Genomic DNA, 12160 nt, shown 5'->3' with positions numbered 1-12160 from the left:
GGCCCTGCGACAAGACGCCGCGGGGCACTCACGCACCGTGGTCGCCGCGCAGCGCCTCGGTCTGCCGACGGTTGCCGGCCACGGCCCGCGCCGCGACCACGCTGAAAGCCACGATACCGACGATCACCACCACCGCGCCCCACAACGCACGCCCCTGCGGCCACGCCTCGCCCAGCCACAGCACGCCGATCAGCGTGGCGAACAGCAGCTCCGCGGCCTGCATCGCCTCGGCGGCGGCCAGCGCGGTCGGATCGTTGCGCACCATGCCGGTGGCCTGGAAGAACAGCACCGTGGCGATGATCCCCGCGCCCAGCGCCACGCCCGCCGCCAGCCACACCTGTCCGCTCGACGGCGTGCCCGCCTGCTGCCACGCGAACGCCGCCACCAGCAGCCACAACGGCTGGCTGGCCAACGTCATCCCGAACACGCGCTGGGTGGCGTTGAGCTCGACGCCCACGCGCTCCAGGTGCAGCAGCAGGCCGCGGTTGCCCAGCGGGTAGGCGAAGGCCGACACCGCCACGCACAGCAGCGCGATCCAGCCGTTACGGTCGAGACCACCGCCGTGGCCAAGCTGCATCATCAGCACGCCGACCACGATCAGCGACCCGACCGCCAGCGCCGGCAGCGGCACCTTCGCCCGCGCATCGCGGTACAGGAACGGCGCGCACAGCATCCCGGCGATCACGGTCAACTGGAACGTGCCGGCCACCAGCCACGACGGCCCACTGGCCGCGGCATAGCTGAGCAGTACATAGAACCCGACGAAGCCCACCGCGCTCCAGCCCAGCCACGGCCACGGGTGTGCGCGGATCGCCCGCCACACCGGACCGATGCCGCCCTGCCACGGCATCACCAGCAGCAACAGCGGCAGGGTGATCAGGTAGCGCAGGCTGGCCGTCCATGCCCAGTGGCCGCCGCCGGTGGCGGCGGCGCGGTTGAGCACGTAGGTGCAGGTGAAGAACAGTGCCGACAGCAGCGCGATGGCCACCGCCGACAGCGCGACCCGACTGGCCTTGTGGGATACGGCACTCACGGGACCCACCCCATCGCACCCAGGATGGCGTCACCCGTAGCCGACGCAGCGCGATGGACGAAGCCTGCGCCCCGTGCGCCGCGGCGTGGCCTCACGAACGCTTCCTCACCTTGATCGCCGATACCGGCACCTGCACCTCGTCCACGCCCCCGACGCGAATCGGCGCACCCGGCGGCGGCCCCCACGCGTGGGCGTAGATCACCTCCCAGGTGGCCGGCAGCTTGCCGTCGTCGCCGCGCAGCTGCTCGTAGGCCTGCGCCGCGCGGGCGAAACGGGCACGGCCGGTCAGCGCACGCCGCCGGTCCTGCATCGCGTTGGTCGCGCCCAGCGTGCGCAACTCGCGCATCAGCAGCGCCATGTCGTCGTGGCGCGCGGTGAACTCGTCGCGATCAAGCACCGGGTCCTTGAAACCGGCGGCAATCAGCGCATCGCCAAACTGCGCGATCGACGGGAACAGGCTGACGTGCGGCGCCGCATCGGCTTCCGAGAAGGCGCCACGCAGCTCGAACAGCGTGTCCGGGCCGAAGGTGGACACCAGCAGCATGCCGCCGGGCTTGAGCACGCGGCGGAAGCCGGCGAATACCGCCTCCAGGTCGTCCACCCACTGCAGGCACAGGTTGGAATGCAGGATGTCGACGCTGGCGTCGCGCAGTGGCAGGCGCGCGGCGTCGCCACACACCGGTGCCGGGCGGCGGGCGAAGTCGAGGAACGCGGGCAGGCGGCCACCGGTATTGGCACGGGTTTGCCGCAGCATGCCCATCGCCAGGTCAAGCGCGATCACCTGCGCCTTCGGCCAGCGTTTCTGCATCGCCGCGGCGGCATGCCCCGGCCCGCAGCCCAGGTCGACGATGACCTGCGGCGGCGGGGCATTGCGCGCGCTGTCCTCGAAATAGTCCAGCGACTCGGCCAGGCGCGCGCCCACCTCGCGTTGCAACGCGGCGGCTGAGTCGTAGTGCTGCGCGGCGCGCGAGAAGCTGCGGCGCACCTGGCGATGGTCGAACAGTTCGGTCATGGATGTCCTGCAGTGGGGCTGCCGCGGCGCGGGCCGACGCGCTCCGTGTCGCGCGACCGTTGGGCCGGCGCGTGGCCCGCAATCGCGCCTCCCCTGCGATGAGTGGGAGGCCGGCGCCTAGCCAGCCAGGCGCTTATTGTCGCCCGGAACCGGAGGCAGCGCCTGCACGAATTGGTCGATCGCGTCGGCCACCTGGGCGGTGGCGCTGAGGAACGGCGCGTGGCCGGCGTTGGCGATGACCACGCTGCGCGCCGCATGTGCCAGCTTCGCCGCGGCGGGCATGGCCCCGGCCGGTACCAGCCGGTCGCGGCGCCCGGAGATCCACAGGCTGGGCGCCTTCAGCCGGGTCAGTTCCTCGCGCAGGTCGACACGGTCGAGCAGCAGCAGCCCTTCCTGCAGCACGCGCTCGGCCGGCTCGCCGCGCTCGAAGGCGTGGCCCTTGAGATTGCGCAGGTCCTCCTGCGCGGTGGCCGACCCCAGCGACTCCAGCGCGAGGAACCCCTCCAGCGTGCCCCGGAAGTCACGGCGCAGCGCAGCGCCAAAATCGCGGAACAGGTCGGGACCCACGCCATGTGGCCAATCCTCGCCGCTGACGAAACGCGGCGAGGAGGCGACCATCACCACGCCGCGCACCGCCTCGGGATGGTCGAGCGCGACGCGCAGCGCGAACTGTCCGCCCAGCGACCAGCCCAGCCACACCGCATCGGGCACGCGCGCGACCAGTTCGTCCGACAATGCCTCGGGCGACAGCGGCAGGGTCGAATCGCGCGAATGACCATGCCCGGGCAGGTCGACCAGGTGCAGCGTGTAGCGGTCAGCCAGCCGCTCGACCAACGGCATGAACAAGCCACCGTGCATGGCCCAGCCGTGGACCAATGCCAGCGACGGCCCTTGGCCGTGGGATTCGATATGCAGCGTCATCTCAACATCCGGGCAGGAAGAGGCGGGCGATCACGCCACCGCCTCGTACCCATGCTCGATCGCATCGCGTGCCCACGCCAGCGCTTCGACCAGCGCATCCACATCGGCCACGGTGTGCAGCGCCGACAGGGTGATGCGCAGCCGCGCACTGCCGTCGGGCACGGTGGGCGGACGGATCGCCGCGACCCAGAAGCCCTGCGCTTCGAGTGCGTGCGCCATGGCCAGTGCGACGCGTTCGTCGCCGCAGACCAGCGGTTGGATCGGCGTGTCCGATGGCAGCAGGGTAAAGCCGTGGGCTTTGCTGCGTTCGCGCAGGCGCAGGACCAGTTCGCGCAGCCGTTCGCGGCGCCAGTGCTCGCTGCGCGCCAGCTTGACCGCCGCCTGCGTCGCCGCGGCCTGCGCCGGCGGCAGCGCGGTGGTGTAGATGTACGGGCGCGCGGTGCCGGCCAGGTGCTCGATCAGGTCGGCATCGCCGACCACCGCCGCGCCATGGCCGCCCAGCGCCTTGCCCAGCGTGACCAGCTGCAGCGGCACCTGTTCCACGCCCAGGCGCGCGGCGGCAACCGAACCGCGACCCTCGGGGCCGACCACGCCCACACCATGCGCGTCATCGACGTACATCAGCGCCTTCTGCACACGCGCGGCCAGCGCCAGCTCGCGCAGCGGCGCGATGTCGCCGTCCATGCTGAACACGCCGTCGGTGGCGAGCATCGCCATGCCGTCGGGCACGCTGCGCAGCTGGCGGATCGCACCCTCGGCATCGGCGTGCGGGTAGCGGCGCAGGCGGCAACCGGCCAGGCGCGCGGCGTCGATCAGGCTGGCGTGGTTGAGCCGGTCCTGCACGCACACGTCCTCGTCGCCGAGCAGCGCCTGCACCACGGCCAGGTTGGCCAGGTAGCCGCTGCCGAACAGCAGCGCGCGCGGCGCACCCAGCCAGTCGGCCAGTTCGCGCTCCAGCGCCTCGTGCGCGGCGTGGTGGCCGCAGACCAGGTGCGAAGCCACGCCGCCGGCGCCTTCGCGCGCGGCGACGTCGCCGAGCGTGCCGGTTACCTTGAAGTGCTGCGACAGGCCCAGGTAGTCGTTGCCGCAGAAGCCGGTCAACCAGCGGCCGTCCACCTCGCAGCGGGCGCCGTCGCGGTGGGTCACGGTGCGGCGTTCGCGCACCCGGTGCTGGGCCGCGCGCTGCGCGCGGACGGCCTGGATGCGGTCACGCCAGACTGCGCGGGCCATGGCTCAGGCCGCGCAGGTGCAATTGCCGCCGCAGCCGCCGGCATCCGCGCCGTACTGGTTCGATCCTTCGATGATGTCGGCGTGCACGGTGCCGGCCTTCGCCTCCACCGCGACCTGCATCGGGCGCAGGCCAAGGCGGGCGAACAGGGCCAGGTCCCGTTCGGTGTCCGGGTTGCCGGTGGTCAAGAGCTTCTCCCCATAGAAGATCGAGTTGGCGCCGGCGAGGAAACAGAGCGCCTGCAATTCATCGCTCATGGCCTCGCGCCCGGCCGACAACCGCACCATAGACTGCGGCATCAACAAGCGGGCTGTTGCGATAGTACGCACAAATTCGAAGGGGTCCAGTTCGGTGGTCCCGGCCAGCGGCGTGCCTTCCACCTGCACCAGCCGATTGATCGGCACTGAGTCCGGGTGCGCGGGCAGGTTGGCCAGGGTTTGCAACAGGCCGGCGCGCTGTTCGCGGCTCTCGCCCATGCCGACGATGCCGCCGCAGCAGGTCTTCATGCCGGCGTCGCGCACGTGCGCCAGCGTGTCCAGCCTGTCCTGGAACTCGCGGGTGTGGATGATCTGGTTGTAGAACTCCGGCGCGGTGTCGAGGTTGTGGTTGTAGTAGTCCAGCCCCGCCTCGCGCAGCGCCTGGGCCTGGGTGCCGCTGAGCATGCCCAGGGTGGCGCAGGTTTCCAGTCCGAGCGCCTTGACCCCCTGGATCATGGCCGCGACCTTGGGGATGTCGCGGTCGGCCGGCGAGCGCCACGCCGCGCCCATGCAGAAACGGCTGGCGCCGGCGGCCTTGGCGGCCTTGGCCTTCTCCAGCACCACCTCGGTGCTCATCAGCTTGGTCGCGTCCACGCCGGTGTGGTAGCGCTGGGCCTGCGGGCAATAGGCGCAGTCTTCCGGGCAACCGCCGGTCTTCACCGACAGCAGCGTGCTGACCTGCACCTCGGCCGGGTCGAAGTGGAGGCGATGCACACTGGCGGCACGGTGCAGCAGTTCGGTGAAGGGCAGGTCCAGCAGGGCCCGGACCTCGGCGCGGGACCAGTCGTGGCGGAGCGGTGCCGACAGCACGGTGGGGTTCTCACTGACAACTTGCATGGGCAGCGCCTGACAGACGGCAACGGGGAAGGCGGGCAGTCTGGAAAGCATGGCCGACCCTGTCAACCAAAACTCCATCTTTAAAGTTGACAACCGTGACGACACAGCCGCGATCGTGGGCGAACCCGACGGACTGAGCGGGGCCGGGTCCCGGATCACGCGGACCGTTGGCGTGGCTGCCCATGGCCATGCGGACCACCCGCTCTTTCGCCTGCTGCGGGCCGGTGCCGGCACATTGGCGACCGCACTATGGCCGGCACGCTGCCTGGTGTGCGGCGACCCGGGCGAAGATGGCCGCGACCTGTGTGGCCGCTGCGACCGGCAACTGCCCTGGAGCGGCCCGGCATGCGTCCGGTGCGGCCTGCCGCTGCCTGCCGCCCTGCCAGGGGAAGCCGCAACCTGCACCCTGTGCGAGCACGAGCCACCGCCCATTCGCCACACCCATGCCGCCTTCACCTACGCCGCTCCGGTCGACCGGCTGCTGCCGCGGTTGAAATTCCACGGCGACCTGGCCACCGGCCGCCTGTGCGCCCGGCTCATGGCTGAACGCTTCGCCGAGCTGCCTCTACCCGACGCGCTGGTCCCGGTGCCGCTGCACGGCAAGCGTCTGCGCGAGCGCGGCTACAACCAGGCGCGCGAGATCGCCGCCCCGTTGGCCCAGCAGATGGGGGTACCGCTGCGCGACCGCCTGCTGCAACGCATCCGCCACACCCGACCACAGTCGAAACTGGACGCCGACGCCCGCCAAGCCAACCTGTGCGACGCCTTCGCCGTGCGCGATACCGGTCCGCTGCCTGCACACGTGGTGCTGGTGGACGACGTGATGACCACCGGGGCCACGCTGCATGCCGCAGCCTGGGCGCTGCGCGAGGCGGGCGTGCGGCGGGTGGATGCCTGGGTGGTCGCGCGTGCGCTGTAGGGGTCAGTGCAACGCGCGATCCAGCGCCAGGCCGGCGAAGATCGCCGCGCCCACCCAGTGGTTGTGCAGGAACGCCCTGAAACAGGCCTCGGGTGTGCGGCTGCGCGCGATGACGAACTCATGGACCACCAGCAACGCCGCAACCGCCAGCCCCAGCCACCAGTACAGCCCCAGCCCGGCACGCTGCCCGACCAGCGCGAACGCGGCGAACGCCAGCGCATACAGCACACCCTGCGCCACCAGGTCCATCTCGCCAAACAGGATCGCGGTGGATTTGCTGCCCACCTTCAGGTCGTCCTCGCGGTCGACCATGGCGTACCAGGTGTCGTAGGCGGTGGTCCACAGGATGTTGCCCACGTACAGCAACCACGCGACCGGCGGCACCGTGCCCTGCACCGCGGCGAACGCCATCGGAATGGCCCAGCCGAAGGCCAGGCCCAGATATACCTGCGGCAGGTAGGTATGGCGCTTGAGGTAGGGATACGTGGCCGCGAGGAACATGCCAACGACGCTCAGCCACACCGTCAGCCGGTTCATGGTCAGCACCAGTGCGAACGCCACCAGCATCAGCACCGCGAACACCGCCAGCGCCTCGCGTCCGCCCACCGCGCCGGTGGCCAGCGGCCGGCCCTTGGTGCGCTCCACGTGCGGATCCAGCCAGCGGTCGGCGTAGTCGTTGATCACGCAGCCGGCCGAGCGCGTCAGCCACACGCCGGCGCTGAATACGAACAGCGTCCACAGCGGCGGCACGCCGTCGGCGGCCAGCCACAGCGCCCACCACGTGGGCCACAGCAGCAGCAGCCAGCCGATGGGCCGGTCGCCGCGCACCAGTTGCCAGTACAGCGTCAACTTGTGGCGCCATGGCGGGATGTCACGCGTGACAGGCGATTCGAATCGTTCGTAGGACATGCGGAGGGCGGTTGTGCAGGTGTCGCGACGGTTTCCATTGTCGCGCAATCGCATCGGGACGTCGCACACGCCAGCCCGCATCGCACCGCGGTAGCCGCCCTCGGCGCTTGGGGCTATGCTCAATGGTTGGCGGCCACGGGGGCAGGGACGCATGGACATCGGCGATAGGGAAGTCAGGATCAGCGTGCGCGGGCTGACCTGCGGCATGTTCGTCTCCCGCCTGGACCGGCCCTGGCTGGAAACCAGCTTTCCACTGCAGGGCATGCGCCTGGACAACGACGATCAGGTGCTGGCGCTGATGCGCATCTGCGCGCATGTGTGGATCGACACCCAGGCCGGCGCCAAACCCGAGCTGCGCCACCTCGCGCCATTGCCCAGCGTGCCCGTGCATCGCGAAGTGCGCGAGTCGCCCGAATTGAAGCGCTTGTACCGCCACGATTGGCAGCTCGAAGCGGACGTGGAAGAAGAGTTGCCACGCGCCGAGTCGGCGCACGTCGCGCTCAAGTCACGCATGGCCGAAGTCATGGCCGACCTGCGCAAGGGTCGCCGGTTCGACCTCGACAAGCTGCGCGCCGGGGTCCGGGCGATGATTGAATCCATCCTGCGCAATCCCGCCGCGCTTGCCTGGCTCAAGGAACTCAAGCGGCACGACGACTACACCTACCATCGCGCGATGGGCAGCTCGATCTGGGCGGCCAGCTTCGGTCGCCACCTGGGCCTGATCCGCGAAGAGCTGGAAGACCTGGCCCTGGGCGGCCTGCTGTGCGACGTCGGCAAGGCCTGCCTGCCCCCGGAATTGCTGGCCAAGCAGACCGCGCTCAACGCCGAGGAGGCGATCCTGGTGCGCCACCACGTCCAGCACAGCCTGGACATCGTGGCCAGCACGCCGGGGGCATCGCCGCGCGTGATCGAGATCGTGGCCACCCACCACGAACGCCACGATGGCAGCGGTTATCCGCATGGCCTGCGCGGCGTCCAGATCCCGATCTTCGGGCGGATCATGGGCGTGGTCGACAGCTACGACGCGATGACCTCCATGCGCCCCTATGCCGCCAGCCTGTCACCGCACCAGGCGGTGGCCGAGCTGTACGAACAGCGCGACCGCCAGTTCCAGGCGGAAATCGTCGAGCAGTTCATCCAGGCCTGCGGCATCTACCCCACCGGCTCACTGGTGGAGTTGACCAGCGGCGAGGTCGGTGTAGTGATCGAAGTGCACAGCCTCAAGCGCCTGCGTCCGCGGGTAATGCTGCTGCTGGATGCGAACAAGCAACCGCTGCCCGAGTTCCGCATCGTCAACCTGGGCACCGCCGAACCCGATGCGCACGAGCCCGGACTGACCGTCAAGCGTGGCCTGCCGATCGGCGCCTACGGCATCGATGGCAACGAGTTGTTCCTGGGTTGAGGTGGCGACAGTGGACGACGAACTCACCGGCCTGCACAACCGCCGCAGCTTCCTCGCCCTGCTCAGGCGCCACGTGCTGATGGCGGTCGAACGCCAGACCCTGCTGGCCGTGGTGGTGCTCGACATCGACGGTTTCGCGCGGATCAACGCCTCCCACGGTTACGACTTCGGCGACGCCGCATTGCGCCACGTCGCGGATGAACTGCGCCAATTGATCCGCCCCCAGGACTATGCGGCGCGCCTGGGCAACGACCGCTTCGCGCTGATCCTGACGCGCCTGATGAACAAGGGACATGCGGAGCTTGCGGTGCAGAAGCTGTTCCGCCGGCTGGAGCAGGCCTTCTCCTCCGGTGGTCATGCGGTGCGCCTGCATTGCAGCGCCGGCGTCGCGATCTGCCCCAGCCATGCCAGCCACGCCGATTTCCTGCTGCGCCAGGCGGAGAAGGCGCTGGCCCTCGCCCGTGAAGCCGGCCAGCCCTGGCGGTTTCCGGCGGACGATGGCGCCCAGGCCGGCGGACTTTCGGAATGGTGGGACCTGGAGATCGAGATGCAGGGCGCCATCGAGCGCGGCGAGATGTTCCTGCGCTACCAGCCCAAGCTGGCGGCGGACACGCTGCGTCCGATCGGCGCCGAGGCGCTGATGCGCTGGCAGCACCGGTCGCGCGGCCTGGTTCCGCCCGACCGGTTCATCCCCATCGCGGAGCAGACCGGGCAGATCCGTCCGATCACGGTGTGGGCGCTGAACAGTGCGTTGCGCCAGGCCGCGGACTGGCCGCCGGGCGCGGCACCGCTGTCGGTGGCGGTCAACGTGCCGGCCGACATGGTCGCGCGCGAGGACCTGCCCGAACTGGTCGAGAACGCGCTGCGGCTGTGGGGCCGTCCCGACACGCGACTGATCCTGGAGATCACCGAGCGTTCGCTGATCGCCGACCCGGCCCGCAGCTTCCGCATCCTGTCGCAGGTCCGCGAGCAGGGGGTCAAGGTTTCGATCGACGACTTTGGCACCGGCTACTCGTGCCTGGCGTACTTCAAGGACATCCCCGCGGACGAGCTGAAGATCGACAAGTCGTTCGTCGCCGGACTGCTGGATGACCCGGCGTGCGCCGACATCGCCACGCTCATCATCGATCTCGCGCACCGGTTCGGCTTGACCGTGGTCGCCGAGGGCGTCGAGGACGAGGCCACGCTGGCGGCGCTGCGTGCGCGCGGCTGCGACACCGTGCAGGGCCACCTGTTCGCCGAAGCCCTGCCGCAGGAATCCTTCCGCGGCTGGTTGCAGCAGCGATTGCCCGCCGCCTGAGCCGGCGGCGCGCGCGCGCCGGGGTTTCCGGCTAGAATGCACCTCCCGCGTGGCTGATGCCGGCGGAGAGCAGCACCACGCGCCTGTAGCTCAGCCGGATAGAGTAGTGGCTTCCGAAGCCATTGGTCGGGGGTTCGAATCCCTCCAGGCGCGCCATGCCCAAGCCCATCCTCCAGATCCGGATCGAGCTGCACCGCCGACGAGATCTCGGCCCCGCCTGGCGATGGCGATCCGCACGACCAACGCACACTGGAAGATGAAGGAGATCCAGCGCCGCCACTGGCTTGGACTCGGCAAACGATTTGGTGTGCTGGACGACAACGGGCACGGGATGGAAACCATCCTCGACGGCCTGATTGCCCGCACGCCCGGCGTGATCGCCGACGTCGAGGCCAATCTGCCCAAGGACTTCCCGGAGCAGGTAGCGGGCCCGGTGCTGCGCGGGCTGGGCGTACATGACCTGGCCTACCGCGAGCACACGGTCGACAACCGCGCGGTGGCGCTGGGCCTGGAAGGCAGCCATGCCTTCGGCGGTGATCGCGTGCGCTATCGACCGTTCTGGAACCTGGAATACCGGCATGCGCTGGAAAACCAGGGCCAGGCCGCGATCAACTACGTGAACAGCCCGGCCGCCCGCGACTATCTGCTGGACATGCGCAGTTACAACGACCGGTTGTTCTCGGTGGGCACCGGCCTGGACGTGCAGTTCGGCCGTGGCTGGGCGCTGTCAGTGCTACTGGGCCATGAGCAGGGCCGCAACGACAGCAGCGCAAACCGTATCGGCCTGAGCGTGTCCTATGGTGCGTCGCAGACCGGCCACGGCGGTGAGGTGACGGCGGATCCTGCCAGTGCGTCCGGCGAGGACAGCGGCCGGACGTGTCGCGGCCGGCGCTGCCCGCGGTCTGCCGCCGGCCCCTGATCACGCGCGTCGCCACGCATGCCCTGGACCGGGCTGCGTGGCGACGCGGGTCCGCGCAACCGGGACCAATCAGCCGGCTGCCGCCCTCGGCGGTCGCTGGCGGCGTCACATGCCAATGCCGCCGTCCTCCGTGCGGGCAAGTTCACCCTCGATCCAGAAGTCGATGCCGTAGCGCTCGTACGGCCCGCTCACGTCCATGCCTCGTCGGTGGCAAGTTCGGGTTGGCGGGCCACGGTGCTAGGATGGCGCCACAACCACGCAATGGACTTGCACCCGTGGAACTGGACGTTCTCCTCACCCCGCTCGCCGGGGATGCGCCTGCCGGCGCCGACCTTTCGTTCTCCAACGACTACGACGCGATCCGCGAAGCGCGGCGTGCCGACGACCCGACCCTGGCGCAGGGCGAATGGGTCACCGACCTCAAGTCCGCCGACTGGCCGCAGGTGGCAAGCCGCTGCGGCGAGCTGCTGGGCGCGCAGAGCAAGGACCTGCAGCTGGCGGTGTGGTGGACCGAGGCGCAAAGCCGGCTGCGCGGCTTCGCCGGGCTGGCCGACGGCTACCGGCTGGTGGCGGGCCTGTGCGACGGGTTCTGGGACACGCTGCACCCGCAGGCCGACGATGGCGACTTCGAGCAGCGCATCGGCACCCTGACCTGGCTGCTGGCGCATTCGATGACGTGGATGCGTGAGTCGCCGCTGACCCAGGCGCCACAGGGCCGCTTTGGGCTGGCCGAGTTCGAGGCCGCACGCGCCCGTCGTGGCGATGACTCTGATGGCGTGCCGCTGGCCACGATGGAAGCCGCGCGCCGCGCCAGTCCGCACGGGTTCTACGTGCAGCTGGTCGAGTCCGTGGCGCAATGTCGAGCAGCACTGCAGGCGCTGGAGCAGTCCGTGGACGCGCGGCTGGGCATGGAGGGCCCTAGCTTCACCTCCGCGCGCGACCAGCTGGGGCATCTGGAAGACGTGGCGCGCCGCTTCGCCCGCGAGGCCGGCGTGCTGCTCGACGGCGATACGCAGGATTCCGCCGTGCCGATGCCGGAGTCGTTTGCGGATCCACCATCGCTGGAGCCGGGTCCTGGTGCGGCCTTGGCGGCCGCAGCACCGGTGGCAGCGAACGGCGCCATCACCACGCGCAAGGAGGCCATCGCGCAGCTGCGCCGCGTGGCCGACTTCTTCCGTCGCACCGAGCCGCACAGCCCGGTCGCCTACCTGGCTGACAAGGCTGCCAGTTGGGGCGAGATGCCACTGCACGTGTGGCTCAAGCGCGTGATCAAGGACGACAGCACGCTGGCGCAGATGCAGGAGCTGCTGGATATCGGCGAGAACGGTGAGGCGCTGGACTGATCGACTGCCAACAGGGCGCACAGTTTACGTTCTCCAGGACAGTCGTCGGTCTTCGGGAGCAGCATGACCGAAGCCCTGAA

At 70.0% G+C, this 12160-nt stretch carries 11 protein-coding genes and 1 tRNA gene; 6 read left to right on the top strand and 6 right to left on the bottom strand.

The genetic code is table 11. The annotated features are described in order from the left end of the window. Nucleotides 1-28 precede the first annotated feature (28 nt). The 5 genes from IP93_RS03740 to bioB all read right to left on the bottom strand — a co-directional run bounded on the left by IP93_RS03740 (nt 29) and on the right by bioB (nt 5258). On the bottom strand, nt 29-1033 hold the full coding sequence (locus IP93_RS03740; protein ID WP_242006724.1) for a multidrug resistance efflux transporter family protein: 1005 nt from the start codon (nt 1031-1033) through the stop codon (nt 29-31). A 91-nt stretch (nt 1034-1124) separates the two neighbouring features. Beyond that, on the bottom strand, nt 1125-2045 hold the full coding sequence (gene bioC / locus IP93_RS03735) for a malonyl-ACP O-methyltransferase BioC (RefSeq protein WP_144812148.1): 921 nt from the start codon (nt 2043-2045) through the stop codon (nt 1125-1127). 117 nt (nt 2046-2162) lie between these two features. Beyond that, nucleotides 2163-2960 (bottom strand): pimeloyl-ACP methyl ester esterase BioH, encoded by a 798-nt coding sequence (bioH, locus tag IP93_RS03730; RefSeq protein ID WP_144812350.1) that lies wholly within the window; start codon nt 2958-2960, stop codon nt 2163-2165. 36 nt (nt 2961-2996) lie between these two features. Next, on the bottom strand, nt 2997-4196 hold the full coding sequence (gene bioF / locus IP93_RS03725) for an 8-amino-7-oxononanoate synthase (RefSeq protein ID WP_144812146.1): 1200 nt from the start codon (nt 4194-4196) through the stop codon (nt 2997-2999). A gap of 3 nt (nt 4197-4199) precedes the next feature. Continuing rightward, a complete protein-coding gene (bioB, locus tag IP93_RS03720) occupies nt 4200-5258 on the bottom strand; it encodes a biotin synthase BioB (RefSeq protein WP_144812347.1) in 1059 nt (352 codons plus the stop codon). A gap of 241 nt (nt 5259-5499) precedes the next feature. Here bioB and IP93_RS03715 point away from each other — a divergent pair, with 241 nt between their 5' ends. Then, nucleotides 5500-6207, top strand: coding sequence for a ComF family protein (locus IP93_RS03715; RefSeq protein WP_425480021.1), 708 nt, complete (start codon nt 5500-5502; stop codon nt 6205-6207). Between the two features lie 3 nt (nt 6208-6210). Here IP93_RS03715 and ubiA read toward each other — a convergent pair whose 3' ends face one another. Beyond that, complete coding sequence (gene ubiA / locus IP93_RS03710) at nt 6211-7116, bottom strand: 4-hydroxybenzoate octaprenyltransferase (RefSeq protein ID WP_144812140.1); 906 nt, start codon at nt 7114-7116, stop codon at nt 6211-6213. Between the two features lie 151 nt (nt 7117-7267). Between ubiA and IP93_RS03705 the strand changes: the two genes are divergently transcribed. The 5 genes from IP93_RS03705 to tssA all read left to right on the top strand — a co-directional run bounded on the left by IP93_RS03705 (nt 7268) and on the right by tssA (nt 12080). After that, nucleotides 7268-8518, top strand: coding sequence for an HD-GYP domain-containing protein (locus IP93_RS03705; protein WP_158636264.1), 1251 nt, complete (start codon nt 7268-7270; stop codon nt 8516-8518). A 10-nt stretch (nt 8519-8528) separates the two neighbouring features. Further along, a complete protein-coding gene (locus tag IP93_RS03700; protein ID WP_158636263.1) occupies nt 8529-9818 on the top strand; it encodes a putative bifunctional diguanylate cyclase/phosphodiesterase in 1290 nt (429 codons plus the stop codon). A gap of 79 nt (nt 9819-9897) precedes the next feature. Then, nucleotides 9898-9974 (top strand) — tRNA-Arg (locus IP93_RS03695). 67 nt (nt 9975-10041) lie between these two features. After that, nucleotides 10042-10737, top strand: coding sequence for an autotransporter domain-containing protein (locus tag IP93_RS03690; protein WP_144812132.1), 696 nt, complete (start codon nt 10042-10044; stop codon nt 10735-10737). Nucleotides 10738-11012: 275 nt separating this feature from the next. Continuing rightward, nucleotides 11013-12080 (top strand): type VI secretion system protein TssA, encoded by a 1068-nt coding sequence (gene tssA / locus IP93_RS03685; protein WP_242006723.1) that lies wholly within the window; start codon nt 11013-11015, stop codon nt 12078-12080. Nucleotides 12081-12160 lie beyond the last annotated feature (80 nt).

It is taken from the genome of Aerolutibacter ruishenii, from assembly GCF_007830115.1.
In the GTDB taxonomy this organism is placed as follows: domain Bacteria; phylum Pseudomonadota; class Gammaproteobacteria; order Xanthomonadales; family Xanthomonadaceae; genus Aerolutibacter; species Aerolutibacter ruishenii.
The sequence above is the reverse complement of the archived record's forward strand: the minus strand, read 5'-3'. Positions and strand labels throughout refer to the sequence as shown.